The following is a 14,512-nucleotide window of genomic DNA, read 5'->3' as shown; positions in this document are numbered from 1 at the left end:
CCTGAGGTACGAGGCGGGGAGCGCGTGCGCGGTCAGCCGGACTCGGTGGCCCGCGCGTCGTCGACGAGACCGGCTTCGTACGCCAGGATCGCCAGCTGTACGCGGTTCTTGAGCCCGAGCCTGCCGAGGACGGCGCTGACATGGGCCTTGACCGTGCCCTCGACGACATACAGCCGCTGGGCGATCTCCGCGTTCGACAGCCCGGACCCGACCAGGGCCACCACCTCGCGCTCGCGCGCGGTCAGCGGCTCCAGGGTGGCGCGCGCCTCGGCGGCCCGGGAGAGCCGTCCGGTGCCGAGCTGCGTGATCACGCGCCGGGCCACGACGGGGGACAGGAACGCGGCCCCGTCGGCGACCGCCCGCAGGCCCGCGATCAGCTCGCGCGGGTCGCCGGACTTGAGCAGGAAACCGCTGACCCCGGACCCGAGCGCCTGCGTGATGTAGGCGTCCTCGGAGAAGGTGGTGAGCATGACGAGCGCGGTGTCGGGCGCCGTACGCCGCAGCTCCTCGGCGGCGCGCAGTCCGTCGAGCCGCGGCATGCGGATGTCGAGCACCGCCACATCGGGCCGGTGCCTCAGCGTCAGCTCCACCGCCTCGTGCCCGTCGGCGGCCTCGGCGACGACCTCGATTCCGGGGGCCGCGTCCAGGATGGCCCGTACTCCGGCCCGGATCATCGCCTCGTCGTCGGCGAGGAGGACGCGTATCGGCGGGCGCGCGCCGTGGGGATCGGTCATGGGGCCCAGATTAGGACCCGGGCGGACGGCCCACGGATCCGGCGGGCCGACGCGGGGGGAGGCGGAGACGCGGGTATTCGCCGGGATGCGGGCGGCGGGGGGCCACGGATAATGGACGGGGAGGGCGCCGGGGGCAGAAGCCGTGGGCGCCGACCGGGGACACCGGGGGCAGCCGCGCGGGGCCGCGGGCGCGCCGTCGCACGCCGGCGCCACCGCACTCTCGGACGGGAAGTGCACGCCATGACGAAGGCCGGCGGAATCTCGGGTGACAGGCGGCCGTTGTCGCCGCGGGAGCGGGCGGACCGGGGCAGGGCGGCCCGCAAGAAGGCGCCGAGGTCCGGCCACGCCGGGTTCGGTCCCGCCGAGGGACGTCCGGACCCGGTGGACGTGATCGAGGAACAGTCGGCCGCGCGCGTACCGGACCTCATCCCGCTCCGCTACGGACGGATGACGGAGTCGCCGTTCCGCTTCTACCGGGGCGCTGCCGCGATCATGGCCGGCGATCTGGCCACCACCCCCACCTCCGGCATCAGGGCGCAGCTGTGCGGAGACGCGCATCTGGTGAACTTCCGGCTGCTCGGCTCGCCCGAGCGGCGGCTGGTGTTCGACATCAACGACTTCGACGAGACCCTGCCGGGCCCCTGGGAATGGGATGTCAAACGGCTGGCCGCGAGCCTGGTGATCGCGGGACGCGAGAACGGCTACTCGGCCAAGCAGCGGGCGGAGATCGTCCGGGCCGCCGTACGCGCGTACCGCGAGCGGATGCGGCACTACGCGGGGATGGGCCATCTCGCGGTGTGGTACGACAGCGCCGACACGGAACAGCTCCAGCGGCTGGCGGCCAGGCGGCTCAGCGCGAAGGGCCGGGGGCGCGTGTCGAGAACCGTGGCGAAGGCGCGTACCAAGGACAGCCTCCAGGCGTTCGCGAAACTCACCCGGCTCGTCGGCGGCGAACGCCGGTTCGTCGCCGACCCGCCGTTGGTCGTGCCGATCGACGACCTGCTGGCGGGCGCCGAGCGGGACCGGATCTCCCGTGAGCTGCACGCACTCGTCGAACGGTACGGACGCAGCCTGTCCACGGAACGCGCGCATCTGCTCAGGCAGTACCGGGTCGCCGACATCGCGCGCAAGGTCGTGGGCGTGGGCAGCGTCGGTACCCGCTGCTGGATCCTGCTGCTGCTGGGCAGGGACGACGAGGACCCCCTGATCCTCCAGGCCAAGGAGGCCGACCACTCGGTGCTCGCCGCACATGTCGGGGAGAGCGAGTACGACAACCAGGGACAGCGCGTGGTCGCGGGGCAGCGGCTGATGCAGGCCGTCGGCGATGTCTTCCTGGGCTGGGACCGGGTGCTGGGGACCGACGGCCGCCAACGGGACTTCTACGTACGCCAGTTGCGCGACTGGAAGGCCATCATGGTGCCGCAGATCATGGTGCCGAGGGGGATGCGGGTATTCGGCGAACTCTGCGGAGAAACCCTGTCCCGCGCCCACGCCAGGTCGGGCGACCGCATCGCCATCGCCGCCTATCTGGGCAGGGGCGAGGTGTTCGACGCCGCCCTGGCGGAGTTCGCGGAGAGCTACGCCGACCAGAACGAGCGCGACCACCGTGCGCTGGTGGACGCGGTGCGGCGGGGAAGGGTGCGGGCGGAGGCGGGGTGAGGCCGCGGTCCCCGCCCGCCACCGGCCGTGGACGGCCGGTGGCGCGGGGGAGCGGGCTTCGGCCGCGGGTCGGGTGGTCGCGGGTCAGCTGTTCGGCTGGGTGAAGCGGATGCTGTTGCCGAACGGGTCGCGCAGGCCGCAGTCGGTTCCGTACGGGCGCTCCGTGGGTTCGTCGGTGAACTCGACGCCCAGCGCCAGCAGCTTCTCGTACGTCTTGCGGCAGTCGTCCGTGCTGAAGAAGAGCGAGCCGCCCGTCGCGCCCTTGGCCACCAGCTCGCGGACCTGCTGTGCCGTCTCCTCGGACATCGAGGGCGGGCCCGGCTTCTCCAGCAGGATCTGGCGGTCCGGGTGGCCGGGGACGTTCACGGTCAGCCAGCGCATGAAGCCCAGGTCGACATCGGCGTTGACCTCCAGGCCGAGCTTGCCGACGTAGAAGTCGAGGGCCTCGTCCTGGTCGAGTACGTAGATCTGTGAGTGTGTGATCGCGTTGAACATGTGCATCACGCTACCGAGCGAGTCCGGCGAAAACTTATCCAAAACTGCTCAGTCCCGACGCGGGGCGCGAGGCGCCGGATGGCCGGGCGCGGGGCGCCGGACAAGGGGCGCGCGGCAGCGCGAGTGGTCCGTGTGCGGGCGGTCAGGTGTGCGGGCGCGTCCACGCCTTCGTGAAGCACGTCGGTACGTTCGCGGCCGTCGCTTCCTTGCGGTACGCCCTCGGCGACCGGCCGACGATGTCGCGGAACGTACGGCTGAAGGTTCCCGGACTGCCGAAGCCGACCTGGTAGCAGATGTCGGTCACACCGCGGTCGGTCTCCCGCAGCAGGTACATCGCGCGCTCGACACGGCGGCGCTGGAGGTAGCGGTGCGGTGTCTCGCCGAACGTGGCCCGGAAGGTGCGTGTGAAGTGTGCCTCCGACACATGCGCGATCCGGGCCAGGGCCGGGACGTCCAGCGGCTGCGCGTAGGCGCGGTCCATCGCGTCCCGTGCCCGCAGCATGTGGCGGTTGGTCTCCTCCGCGGCGCGGCTCACTCTGCCATCACACCACGGACCCCCGTCGGCCGGTCACTCACGATCGGCCGGTCGCTCACGCGCTCCCGTCCGGCCCCGCCAGCGACGCCACGTCCGTGTTCGCCCCGCACAGCACCACGCAGATCCGTTCGCCCTCGACGGGCCGGTACCCGTACCCCTCACCCTCCACGGTCAGCGCGGCGAGAGCCGTCGCCGCGGCGTGTTCGACCGCGAGGCGGTAGTCCGCCCACAGCGCGCGGCGCGCGCGGATGATCTCCGCGTCCGGCACCAGCACCGAGCGCACGCCGTCGTGCCGCGCGGCGCGCAGCGCGAGCGTGGTGGCGCGGGAGGCGCCCAGGGAGTCCGAGGCCACGGAGTCGACCGGGGTGTCGACCACCCGGCCCGCTCCGAGCGCGGCGTTCAGGGCGCGGCAGTTCTCCGGCTCGACCGCCACCGTCCGGATGCCGTGGTGCCGCGCGGCGGTGGCCACCCCGGCGAAGAGCCCGCCGCCGCCCACCGAGACCACCACGGTGTCCAGCTCCGGGATCCGCTGGTGGATCTCCTCCAGCAGGGTGCCCGCGCCCGCGGCGATCAGCGGGTTGTCGTACGCGTGCGAGGCGAGCGCACCGGTCGTCGCGGCGAAGTCCTGGCAGGCGGCCAGCGCCTCGGCGTACGACGCGCCGGTCAGCCGTACATCGGCACCGTACGAGCGGAGCCGCGCGACCTTCACCCGCGGCGCGGTCTCCGGCAGGAACACCGTGGCGGTCACGTCCTGCTGCCGGGCGGCCCACGCGCAGGCGAGTCCGGCGTTGCCGCCCGAGGCGATGGTCACGCCCGCGTCGGGGAGGGTGCCCTCCTCGCGGTGCGCGCGCACGAAGTTCTGGGCACCGCGCGCCTTGAAGCTGCCGGTGTGCTGAAGGTGCTCCAGGGCCAGCCACACCTGGGCGGCGCCGGGATCGGCGGGCGCGACCGCCACCGGGCGCACATGTCCCGTGATGCGGTCGGTGGCCTGCTTGATGTCGTCGTGGCTGAGTTCTCGCACCGGCTGCTCCTCGTATCGATACGGTGTACCGTACGCTGGCTCGCATGCCCCGGCAATCCGCGTCCCTCGACTCCGCCACCCCCGGCCGCATCGCCGCGACAGCGCTCGCGCTGGTCGACGAGGAAGGGCCGGAAGCCCTGAGTTTCCGTACGCTGGCCGCCCGCCTCGGTGTCGCCCACGCCACCGTCCAGCGCCGCTGCACGGATCTCGCCGGGCTGCTCGACCTCTGCGCCGACCACCTCGCGGCCGATCTGCCGGACATCCCGCCCGGCACCGACTGGGCCCGTGCCACCGAGGCGCGCTTCCGCCGGCTCTACGCGTCGCTGACCGCCCATCCGGGACTGCTCGCCCTGCGCGGCGGCCGGCCGTGGCTCGGGCCTCAGCTGCTGGGGCGGCTGGTGGAGCCACAGCTCGCCGACAGCATCCGGGCCGGCATGACACCCGAGGAGGCGGTCACCGCGTACCGCCGCATGTATCTGCTCACCCTCGGCAGCGCGACCTTCGTCGATCACCGCGATCCCCAGTCCTCGCTGGCGGTGACCCGTAGCGCGCTGGCGGCGCTGGACCCGGACGAGTTCCCCGTGCTGACCGGGCATCTCGCCGCCATCCTGCCCGCCGTCGTGGACCACGAGGTCTTCTACGGCGCGCTGCGCCAGCTCGTCCGCGCCGCCGACCCGGCTCGTCACGACCGGCGGCGGAACGAGCCACGCGCGGACGTGTGACCGGCTCCCCTGCACCGCGAACGCGTCCTCCCCACCTGCCCCACAGCGGCCCCGGACCGCTTCCGTAGGATCGGGCCGTGACAACGAGTACGGACAAGGCCACGGATACGGACACCCGTTGGGCGCCACCGACCGAGACCGAGCGGCTGCTGTACGAGGCGACCGCGCGCGACGACGGGGACGCCGTACTCGACGTGCTCTCCCGTTCCCCGCTCTACGTGCTCGTCGCCCGGCTGCACGCCGACACCCCCGGCTACACCGCGCCGCTCCCGTCACAGCCCGACCCCGCGACAGGCCGCACCCTCGTCCCCGTCCTGACCCCCGGCATGCTGCCGCCCTGGCATCCGGAGTGGGTGTTCCGCCGCACCACCCTCGCCCAACTCGCCGCGTCCTGGCCGGACAACAAGTGGTGGCTCGGGGTCAACCCGGGCACGCCCTGCGCGACGAGCGTCAAGGCCCGGCCGGCCCACCGCAGGGCGTGGCTGAAGGCCGTCGCCGCGTCCGGCGGCCCCCGGCAGAACCGGCTGGTCACACACAGCGGCGGTCCGCTGCACGGGCCGGTCGCGCACGGACTGGCCCTCGGCGCCCATCTCGCCGTCAACAACGGCATCGCCTGGAACCAGCTCGGCGCCGCGTATCTCGACTACGAGACGGACATCGCCCGGCTGTACCGCCCCTGGCACATCGGCAACCGCGCCGCGTACCGGCAGACGCTCGACGCGCTGATGGCCACCCGGCTCATCGGCCGCACCCACGAGTTCGTCCTCCGCACCCGGCTCGGTCTCGTCGGACGGCTGAAGCGGGAGCCCTCGCGGCGGGAGTGGTCCGAGAGCGTCACCGCCGCGCTGAACCGGCGCGGCGCGTCCCAGGCCGAGCTGATGGAGGCCGGTGAGTCCCTGCGGCGCGTCGTCCGGTACGAGGACCGCTTCCGCGCCGACGGCATCCTCGCGCCCGGCGGACGGATCGACACCCTGGCCGCCTTCGACCACGGGCGCGCGGTCAACGTCGTCCGGCTGGCGCTGGGCGCGCGCTACTGCGATCCGCACGAGGCCGAGACGGCCGTTCTGCGGATCGGTGAACTGGCGCGGCGGGCCTACGGATCCTGGGAGGAATTCTCCCTCGGCTACGCGCTGACCCGGCTGATCCACTTCGACGGGGACGACGACTCCGACGTCAGGTACCAGGAGTCGCTCACGCACCACCGCATCCTCGTCCAGGACCCCACCAGTCCCTACCGGAACATCCCCTGGTCATGAGCCCACCTCTCCCTCATCACCCCGGCAGCCCGGCGTACGGCGCCCCGTGGACAGCGCCCTCCGAGACCGAACGCCTGCTGTACGAGGCCGGGGCGCGCGGCGACACCGAGGCACAGCTACGGGTACTGGCCGGCGCGGAGCTGTACATCGGCGCGCCGAGGGCCGAGGTCGACGCGGAGCCCGACCGGGTGCGCTGGCGCCCGCACCGCGACGAGGCGGGACGCAGCTGCAAGCCCGTCCTCACCCGCGGGATGCTGCCGCCGTGGCACCCCGAGTGGGTGTTCCACGGCGTCTCCCTCCAGTGGATCGCCGAGTTCGAGTGGCGGGACCCGCAGCAGCTGCTCGCGGTCAACGCCGGTACCCCGGCGCAGCTTCTGCTGCCCGCCATGCCCCAGCACCGCGCGCTGTGGCTCCGCTACTACGCGGAGAACGACCGCCCGTCCGACGACCGGCTGACCGCCCTCTGGCACGGCCCGCTGCACGGACCGCTCGCCTACGGCCTGGCGTGCGGCGCGCATCTGGCGGTCGGGAACGGTGTGCCGTGGAACGAGGTCGGCACCGCCTACCACGACTACGCCACCGAACGCGCACAGCTCCGCGACTCCTGGGGCATCACCGAACGCACCGGCTGGCAGGGGCAGTTGAACGCACTGCTGGACGCGCGCAACAGCCCGCCCGAGCCCGATTTCACCCTCCGGGTGCGCGAGCAGCTGCGGGCCGGTCTCGGCGGGCCGCCGTCCGCCGACCTGTGGCGCGAGACGGCCGCCGGGCACGCCCAGGACCTCGGGGCCGGCCATGACACGGTCCGGGGCATCGAGGAACTGGTGCGGCGCATCCTCCGGTACGAGGCCCGGTTCCGCGCCGACGGGCTGCTGCCCCCGGACGGCAGGGTGACCACCACGGTCGCCTATGACTACGGGCGTGCGGTGAATCTGGCCCGCTGGGGGCTGTCGGCACGCTTCTGCGATCCGTACGAGGCCCAGCAGGCGATCGTGCACGCCGGAGCGCTGAGCAAGCCGGCCTACCGCTCGTGGGAGGACTTCTCCGCGGCGTACGCGCTCGGCAGGGTGCTGCGTTTCGACGGCGAGGAGTACGGCTCGTTCTACGAGCAGAACGTCGTCGCCCACCGTCTGCTGACGGAGAACGAGGGCAGCCCGTGGCGGAACATTCCCTGGCGCTGAGCGGCGGGGCCCGGCGCTCGGCGGCCGGGCGCGGGACGGCGTGGCGCGGGACGGCGTGGCGCGGGACGGCGGGCGGCGATGCGGACAGGGAACCGCCCGGGGTGTCGTCACACCCCGGGCGGTTCCGCCGTTCGGTCGTGCGGCCGTACGGTCGTACGACCGAACGGCTCGGATCAGCTCGTCGGGAAGGTGAGCTTGAAGCTGTTGATACGGCCCGTGTCCTGCGCCGCGACATCCTGGACCTTCAGCTGCCAGGTGCCGTTGGCCACCTCGGACGACGCGTTCACGGAGAAGGTCTCCGTGACGTTGTCGGCGGAGTCGCTGCCGCTGGAGTTCTTCAGCCGGTACGCGGTGCCGTCCGGGGCGACCAGGTCGATGACCAGGTCACCGCGCCAGGTGTGCGTGATGTCCACGCCGACCAGCAGGTTGGACGGGGCGTTGCCCGTGACTCCGGTGACGTTGACCGACGAGGTCACCGCCGCGCCGTTGTCCGGGATGGCGACCGCTCCGGCGTTCTCGAAGACCGTGCCGCCCCCGCCGCCGCCACCGGGGCGGGTGCCGACCGAGATACCGGCCCAGGCGTTCGCCACGGCCGTGTACTCGGGGCTGGTGGTGCCGTACAGCTCACCGGCGACCGCGAGCGTGCCGGTGCGGGCCGCCGCGTAGTTGGTCGTGGAGGTGAACTTCGTGGTGAGCGCCTTGAACCAGATCTGCTCGGCCTTCGCCCGGCCGATGCCGGTCACCGGCAGACCGTCCGAGGTCGGGGAGTCGTACGAGACACCGTTGACGACCTTGGCGCCGCTGCCCTCGGAGAGCAGGTAGAACCAGTGGTTCGCCGGGCCCGAGGAGTAGTGGACGTCGACGTTGCCGATACCGGAGTACCAGTAGTCCTTGGACGCGCCGTCCTTGCTCGGCTTGTCCATGTAACGCAGCGGGGTGCCGTTGCCGTTGATGTCGATCTTCTCGCCGACGAGGTAGTCACCCGGGTCCTGCGGGCTGTTGGCGTAGAACTCGACCGCCGCGGCGAAGATGTCCGAGGTGGCCTCGTTCAGACCGCCGGACTCGCCGCTGTAGACCAGACCGGCGGTGGCGGCGGTGACGCCGTGGGACATCTCGTGCGCGGCCACGTCGATGGAGGTCAGCGGCTTGGCGTTGCCCGATCCGTCGCCGTACGTCATGCAGAAGCAGCTGTCCTGCCAGAACGCGTTGACGTAGTTGTTGCCGTAGTGGACGCGGGAGTACGCGCCGACGCCGTCACCGCGGATGCCGGTGCGGCCGTGCACGTTCTTGAAGTAGTCCCAGGTCTCCCCGGCGCCGTAGGCGGCGTCGGCGCCCGCGGTCTCCGCGTTGGACGCGGCGCCGTTGCCCCAGACGTCGTCGGGACCGGAGAAGAGCGTGCCGGTGCCGGACGAGCCGCGGTTCAGGTTGTACGTCTTGTGGCTGCCGCGGCCGGTGTCGGTCAGGTTGTACGTCGAGCCCGACTGGACGGAGCCGAGGGTGACCTGACCGCTGTACTGGGTGTTGCCGACACCGTTGTTGACGGCCTGCCACTCGTACAGCTTCTTGCCGGTGGCGGCGTCGGTGACGACATGCAGCTCGTTCGGGGTGCCGTCGTGCTGGAGTCCGCCGACGACGGTCTCGTAGGCGAGGGTCGGCGAACCCTGCGCCATCCAGACCACCTTGCGCGGCGCGCGCTCGGCCTCGGTCTTCTTCGAACCGTCGGCGGCGGCGGCGCTCAGCGCCTGCTTCTCGGCGACGGCCGGCGCGATGTCGGCCGCGGTGGCGACGTTCTTGAGCGCGGACGCGGACGCCTTGCTGACGGACTGGGTCGCGCCCGCCTTCGTCGCCGCGACGATGAGGTCACCGCCGAGGACCGGAAGGCCCTGGTACGTGCGCTCGTACCGGGTGTGCGTGGTGCCGTCGACGTCCTGGACGACATCGCGGACGACGAGCTTCTCCTGTGCCCCGAGGCCGAGTTCCTCGGCGGTGGCCGCCTTGGTCGCGTCGGCCTCGCGTATCAGCGCGGCGCGCTGGGCGGGGGAGAGGGTGCGCGGCAGCGCTCCGGGGTCGGCCTTGCCCGCGACGGGCGCGGCGGGCGCGCTGTCGGGCTGGGCGGAGGCGGTGCCGGCCTGGACGCCGACGGTGAGGAGAGCTGCTGCGGCGATCAGAGCGCCGGTCGCGGTGGCGCGGCGGCTGAGCGTGGGTCTCACGCGAACTCCTTCTGCGAGGGGGGTACCGGGCAGCTCGATGGGCCGTCCGGACAGTGCACGCGGAGCAGAGTGGTGCTGAGAACGGGGGAAGAGTGGCAGGTGTGACGGCTCGCTGTCAGGAGCGCGTCAACAAGTTGGCCGGAATTCGTCCGCTGCCCGAAAGGTCCTGTTCGTTAAGCGGACGTTTCGTGGATCATTGCGGCGGTGTTGCGGGAGGTTCGCACCGGCCGGACCGGGCTGGATCCGGACAGGGTGAGGACAGGGTGCGGCGCTGGGGTGGCCGACTCGCGGCGTTGTGGATTGTGAACGGGGTGTGGTGCGTGGGGCCGCTGTGCCCTGGCCCGGCCGCGGGGGATTGTGGCTCGTTTCGTACCACCGCTTGTACGTGACGGACCCGGCCCGCGGCGCGCGGCGTGTGATGGGCGGCGTGTGGTGCGCGGCGTGCGGCGTGTGGCGTGTGGTGAGCGGCGCGTGGTGCGCGGTCTCCCGTGTGCCGCCCGGACCGCTCCGGCTCAGGCGGGCCGGTACGAGGTGATCAGCCGGGCCAGATGCGTCCCCGCCGTGCGCAGCGGCTCGTCGCTCCTGGACACCTGGGCCGCCAGTTCGGCGCCCTCCAGCGTGCTGATCACCGTATGGCCCAGGCTCCGCGCGTCCTCGTCGGGGATCCCCGCGCGGCGGAGCGCGTCGGTCACGAGCCCGCGCCAGTGCGCGAAGGCCAGCGCGGCGGCCCGCTGGATGTCGGGTGCGCGGCCGGCCGTACCGAGGGCGGTGGCCGTGACCGGGCAGCCGTCGATCCAGTCGGAGGTGCGCAGGCCCGTCGCGAGACTGTCGGCGCAGGCGATGACCGCCTTGGCCGGGTCCTCCTCGCTGTCCAGCACCTCGCGCAGGATCGTGGCGAACTCGCGGTCGCCGTGGTCGATCGCGGCGACGGCCAACTCCTGCTTCCCGCCGGGGAAGAAGTGGTAGACGGAGCCCAGTGTGGCGTTGGCCTCCTGGGCGATCTGCTTGATCCCGGCCCCGTCGTACCCCTGCCGCTGCATCAGCCGTGAGGCCGCCCTGACGACCCGTTCGCGGGTGCTGAGTGCGGCCTGCGGGTCCCGGTCCGAGTGGTGCCGCGCGGTGGTCTTCACCGGGTCAGGGTATCGGATAGAGCGTTCGTTCCAGAAGCGTGCTACGTTCTGCATCGATCGCTGGATAGAGCGTTCGTTCTAGTGACGCGTTCTCGTGACGCGCTGTGACGCATTCTCGTGACGCGTTCTCATGACGCGTTCACGCGACGCGTTGCGAAGATGCCGTTCCGGAGGGGAAGTCCCATGAGCAAGCAGACAGTCACGCCGGGCACGTCGGCCGCACCGGCCACACCGGTCACGCCGACCGCCTCGGCCACGCCCGTCACCGTCATCGGGCTGGGGCCGATGGGCCAGGCCATGGTCGGCGCGTTCCTGGACGGCGGCCATCAGGTCACCGTGTGGAACCGGACCGCGAGCAGAGCCGACGAACTGGTGGCGCGGGGAGCGGTCCGCGCGGCCACGGTCGACGAGGCGCTGGCCGCCCATGAGCTGGTGATCCTCAGCCTGACGGATTACGACGCGATGTACGCCCTCCTCGGGCCCGCCACCGGCGCGCTCGCCGGCCGGGTCCTCGTCAACCTCAGCTCCGACACCCCCAAGAGGGCCCAGGAGGCCGCCGCCTGGGCGGCCGGGCACGGCGCCCGTCATCTCAGCGGCGGGGTGCAGGTGCCGCCCTCGGGCATCGGGAAGCCGGAGTCGGCCACCTTCTACAGCGGCCCCAAGGACGTCTTCGAGGAGCACGCGGCCACCCTCGGCGTTCTCACCGGCACGAACTACCTCGGCGAGGACCCGGCCCTGGCGCCGCTGTACTACCAGCTCCAGATGGACATCTTCTGGACCGCCATGACGAGTTCCCTGCACGCCCTCGCCGTCGCCCGCGCGCACGGCATCTCCGCCGGGGACTTCCTGCCGTACGCCGTCCCCACGCTCGCGTCGCTGCCCGGCTTCCTCGCGTTCTACGCGCCGAGGATCGACCGCGGTGCGTACCCGGGCGATGTGGACCGGCTCGCCATGGGGGCGGCGAGTGTCGACCACGTCCTCCACACCACCCGGGACGCGGGGGTCGACACGACGCTTCCGGCGGCGGTCCTCGACCTGTTCCGGCGCGGGGTGACGGCTGGTCACGCCGCCGACAGCTTCACCAGCCTGATCGAGGTCCTCGCGGACGGACCGGTCACCACGGGGGTGTGACCGGGAGTCAGGCCGTGGGCCGAGCGACCCTGACTCCCGCGGACAGGGGGGATGGGGCGGGAGTCAGGGTCGGGCTCGGCCCATGGTCGGAGGCGCTGTCGGGCCGCCTCGCCTAGCGTCGTCGGCATGAAGCGACTTCACCGTACGGCGACCGCCGCGGCACTCGCGCTCCCGATCGTCGCGGCCGGTACCGCCTCGGCGTTTCCGGCGTCCGTGCCCGTCACCGCGCCCGCCACGCCCGGTTCCCCGGCCAGAGCCGAGGCGCCCCAACTGCCCCGGCCCACCGGCCCGTACGCGGTCGGCCGCCACACGCTGCACCTCACCGACCACTCCCGCCCCGACCCCTGGGTGCCGTTGGCGGGCGCCCGGGAACTGATGGTCACCCTGTACTACCCCGCGCACGCCGGTACGGGCACGCCTGCCCGGTACGCCACCACGGAGGAAATCCGGCTGCTCATCGAGTTCCAGAATCTGGAGGACGCCGCTCCGCCGGAGACGGTGAGCGCGACCGGCGTCCACAGCCGTGTCAACGCCCGCCCCGCAGAACGCGGTCTTCATCCCCTAGTGGTGCTCTCCCCGGGCTTCACCGTCGCCCGCTACACCCTCACCAGCCTCGCGGAGGACCTGGCGAGCCGCGGGTACGTGGTCGCCACGGTGGACCACGCCTACGAGGCCGCCGGCGCCGCCTTCCCGGGCGGCCGGACGCTGACCTGCGCCGCCTGCGACGTGCTCGACGAGTCCGAGGACCACGGCGTCGCCACCGCGGTCCGCGCCCGGGACGTGTCCTTCCTCCTGGACCGGCTGACCGGCAGCCGGCCGGCCTGGCGGTACGCCCATCTGATCGACAAGAAGAAGATCGGCATGGCCGGACACTCGCTCGGGGGCGCGAGCGCGGGCTCCGCCATGGCGGGTGACAGCCGCGTCCGGGCGGGCGTCAACATGGACGGGTCCTTCCAAGGCTCCGTACCCGACCAGGGGCTCGACGGCCGCCCCTTCATGATGCTGGGCAGCGACCGGACCCACCGGCCCGGCGGCGGGGACGAGAGCTGGGACACCACCTGGGACCGCCTGGACGGCTGGAAGCGCTGGCTGACCGTCGCGGGCGCGGACCACTTCACCTTCACCGACGCCCCGTTCCTCGCCGGGAAGCTCGGCCTCCCCGAGCCGGAGGTGCCCGCCACGCGCTCGATCGATCTCACCCGCGCCTATGTCGGCGCCTTCTTCGACCAGCATCTGCGGGGCATTCCACGGCCCCTGCTGGACGGCCCGACGGCGGCCCACCCGGAGGTGCGGTTCAACAACCCCTGACCGGCGCGGGGAGAGCCGAGCCGGAGCGCGTCAGCGGGGGGTGAGCACCATCCGGAAGCGGGCCGCGCCGGAGAGCATCCTCTCGTAGGCCTCGGCCGTCCGGTCCAGCGGAAGGACCTCGGTCATCGGGCGGATGCCGTGCAGGACACTGAACTCCATGGTGTCCTGCACGTCCCGCGCCGTGCCCGCCGGATGGCCGCGGATGATCCGGCCGCGCATCAGCAGCGGGCCCGCGGCGACGCTCAACGGCTCGGGGGCCGCGCCGATGAGGACCAGCTCGCCCCGGTGGGACAACCCGTCGAGGGTCGCCGTCATGGCGTCGGCGTTGGCCGCGGTGGCCAGCACGACCTTGGCGCCGCCGAGCGCCTGGAGCGCGTCCGCGACGGTGGTGTCCGCCGTGCTGTCGATGTAGTGGTGCGCGCCGAGCTGCCCGGCGAAGTCCGCCTTGGCGGCTCCGCGGGCGATCGCCACGGTCTCGAAGCCCATCGCCGCCGCGTACTGCACCCCCAGATGGCCCAGGCCGCCGATACCCAGGACGGCGACCAGGTCACCCGCCCGCGCGGAGCTGCGCCGCAGCCCGTTGTACGTGGTCACCCCGGCACAGGCCATGGGCCCCGCGTCCGTCGCCGCCAGCGCGTCGGGGATCCGGGCCAGGGCGTCGGCCGGGGCGATGACCGACTCGGCGAAACCGCCCTCGTACGTCCACCCGGGGACCTTCAGGTTCTCGCACACCATGAAGTCGCCCTGGCGGCACGGCACGCAGTGGTGGCAGCTGCCGCCGAACCACCCCACCGCCACCCGGTCGCCCACCCGCCAGGCGTCTTCCGTCCCCTCGCCCAGCTCCTCGACACGCCCGGCGATCTCATGCCCGGGGACCACCGGGAACCGTACGCCGGGCAGTTGGGCGTCCACGAAAGCGCTGTCGCTGTGACAGACCCCGCAGGCATCCACCACCACCCGGACCTGCCCCGGGCCCGGCCGCGCGACCTCGCGCTCGACGATCTCGAACGGCCCGCCGGCGGCGGCGACCTGCGCGACTCGATAGCTGCTCATCTGGATCTCTCCGGGGAGGACGGAGGGGTACGGACACGACGCCCCCGGACCAGCAGACCAGCTCGGCCCCGGCCACG

The 14,512-nt window shown here is 72.7% G+C and carries 13 protein-coding genes; 6 read left to right on the top strand and 7 right to left on the bottom strand.

All coding sequences use genetic code 11. The annotated features are described in order from the left end of the window. Positions 1-32: 32 nt before the first annotated feature. Complete coding sequence (locus ACIOGX_RS30280; RefSeq protein ID WP_401917807.1) at positions 33-734, bottom strand: response regulator; 702 nt, start codon at positions 732-734, stop codon at positions 33-35. A 240-nt stretch (positions 735-974) separates the two neighbouring features. On the opposite strand from ACIOGX_RS30280, the gene ACIOGX_RS30275 reads away from it, so the two are divergent. Then, entirely contained in the window at positions 975-2,393 is a 1,419-nt protein-coding gene (locus ACIOGX_RS30275; protein ID WP_401917805.1) for a DUF2252 domain-containing protein, read from the top strand. Positions 2,394-2,477: 84 nt separating this feature from the next. Here ACIOGX_RS30275 and ACIOGX_RS30270 read toward each other — a convergent pair whose 3' ends face one another. From ACIOGX_RS30270 to ACIOGX_RS30260, 3 genes are all read right to left on the bottom strand, one after another. Further along, on the bottom strand, positions 2,478-2,888 hold the full coding sequence (locus ACIOGX_RS30270) for a VOC family protein (protein WP_356511167.1): 411 nt from the start codon (positions 2,886-2,888) through the stop codon (positions 2,478-2,480). 142 nt (positions 2,889-3,030) lie between these two features. Then, entirely contained in the window at positions 3,031-3,423 is a 393-nt protein-coding gene (locus ACIOGX_RS30265; RefSeq protein ID WP_356511169.1) for an AraC family transcriptional regulator, read from the bottom strand. Between the two features lie 55 nt (positions 3,424-3,478). Beyond that, positions 3,479-4,444 carry a threonine/serine dehydratase gene (locus ACIOGX_RS30260; RefSeq protein WP_401917802.1) on the bottom strand — a complete coding sequence of 322 codons (966 nt, stop codon included), beginning with the start codon at positions 4,442-4,444 and terminating at the stop codon, positions 3,479-3,481. 44 nt (positions 4,445-4,488) lie between these two features. Here ACIOGX_RS30260 and ACIOGX_RS30255 point away from each other — a divergent pair, with 44 nt between their 5' ends. The 3 genes from ACIOGX_RS30255 (at position 4,489) to ACIOGX_RS30245 (ending at position 7,603) form a co-directional block, all read left to right on the top strand. Further along, positions 4,489-5,166: a TetR/AcrR family transcriptional regulator gene (locus ACIOGX_RS30255; RefSeq protein WP_401917800.1), complete on the top strand. Its 678-nt coding sequence runs from the start codon at positions 4,489-4,491 to the stop codon at positions 5,164-5,166. A gap of 77 nt (positions 5,167-5,243) precedes the next feature. Continuing rightward, positions 5,244-6,422 carry a DUF1266 domain-containing protein gene (locus ACIOGX_RS30250; protein WP_383969556.1) on the top strand — a complete coding sequence of 393 codons (1,179 nt, stop codon included), beginning with the start codon at positions 5,244-5,246 and terminating at the stop codon, positions 6,420-6,422. Then, positions 6,419-7,603 carry a DUF1266 domain-containing protein gene (locus tag ACIOGX_RS30245; protein ID WP_401917798.1) on the top strand — a complete coding sequence of 395 codons (1,185 nt, stop codon included), beginning with the start codon at positions 6,419-6,421 and terminating at the stop codon, positions 7,601-7,603. The genes ACIOGX_RS30250 and ACIOGX_RS30245 overlap by 4 nt, the downstream gene beginning before the upstream one ends. A 173-nt stretch (positions 7,604-7,776) precedes the next feature. Here the strand turns inward: ACIOGX_RS30245 and ACIOGX_RS30240 are convergent, their stop codons facing one another. Together ACIOGX_RS30240 and ACIOGX_RS30235 are read right to left on the bottom strand one after the other, a co-directional pair. Next, positions 7,777-9,813 (bottom strand): M4 family metallopeptidase, encoded by a 2,037-nt coding sequence (locus ACIOGX_RS30240; protein WP_356511179.1) that lies wholly within the window; start codon positions 9,811-9,813, stop codon positions 7,777-7,779. Positions 9,814-10,325: 512 nt separating this feature from the next. Further along, positions 10,326-10,943: a TetR/AcrR family transcriptional regulator gene (locus tag ACIOGX_RS30235; RefSeq protein WP_401917796.1), complete on the bottom strand. Its 618-nt coding sequence runs from the start codon at positions 10,941-10,943 to the stop codon at positions 10,326-10,328. Positions 10,944-11,126: 183 nt separating this feature from the next. On the opposite strand from ACIOGX_RS30235, the gene ACIOGX_RS30230 reads away from it, so the two are divergent. Both ACIOGX_RS30230 and ACIOGX_RS30225 read left to right on the top strand, forming a co-directional pair. Then, on the top strand, positions 11,127-12,074 hold the full coding sequence (locus ACIOGX_RS30230) for an NAD(P)-binding domain-containing protein (RefSeq protein WP_356511183.1): 948 nt from the start codon (positions 11,127-11,129) through the stop codon (positions 12,072-12,074). A gap of 126 nt (positions 12,075-12,200) precedes the next feature. Continuing rightward, positions 12,201-13,382: an alpha/beta hydrolase family protein gene (locus tag ACIOGX_RS30225; protein ID WP_401761147.1), complete on the top strand. Its 1,182-nt coding sequence runs from the start codon at positions 12,201-12,203 to the stop codon at positions 13,380-13,382. A 30-nt stretch (positions 13,383-13,412) separates the two neighbouring features. Here the strand turns inward: ACIOGX_RS30225 and ACIOGX_RS30220 are convergent, their stop codons facing one another. After that, on the bottom strand, positions 13,413-14,435 hold the full coding sequence (locus ACIOGX_RS30220) for an alcohol dehydrogenase (protein ID WP_401761148.1): 1,023 nt from the start codon (positions 14,433-14,435) through the stop codon (positions 13,413-13,415). Positions 14,436-14,512 lie beyond the last annotated feature (77 nt).

This window comes from Streptomyces sp. NPDC088147, assembly GCF_044741565.1.
GTDB lineage: Bacteria > Actinomycetota > Actinomycetes > Streptomycetales > Streptomycetaceae > Streptomyces.
Note: the sequence above shows the minus strand (reverse complement) of the source record. Positions and strands in the feature narration are given on the sequence as shown.

Coding starts and splice junctions, on each gene's coding strand:
- ACIOGX_RS30280 (WP_401917807.1), bottom strand. CDS start 734: ATGACCGATCCCCACGGCGCGCGCCCGCCGATACGCGTCCTCCTCGCC.
- ACIOGX_RS30275 (WP_401917805.1), top strand. CDS start 975: ATGACGAAGGCCGGCGGAATCTCGGGTGACAGGCGGCCGTTGTCGCCG.
- ACIOGX_RS30270 (WP_356511167.1), bottom strand. CDS start 2,888: ATGTTCAACGCGATCACACACTCACAGATCTACGTACTCGACCAGGAC.
- ACIOGX_RS30255 (WP_401917800.1), top strand. CDS start 4,489: ATGCCCCGGCAATCCGCGTCCCTCGACTCCGCCACCCCCGGCCGCATC.
- ACIOGX_RS30245 (WP_401917798.1), top strand. CDS start 6,419: ATGAGCCCACCTCTCCCTCATCACCCCGGCAGCCCGGCGTACGGCGCC.
- ACIOGX_RS30230 (WP_356511183.1), top strand. CDS start 11,127: ATGAGCAAGCAGACAGTCACGCCGGGCACGTCGGCCGCACCGGCCACA.
- ACIOGX_RS30225 (WP_401761147.1), top strand. CDS start 12,201: ATGAAGCGACTTCACCGTACGGCGACCGCCGCGGCACTCGCGCTCCCG.
- ACIOGX_RS30220 (WP_401761148.1), bottom strand. CDS start 14,435: ATGAGCAGCTATCGAGTCGCGCAGGTCGCCGCCGCCGGCGGGCCGTTC.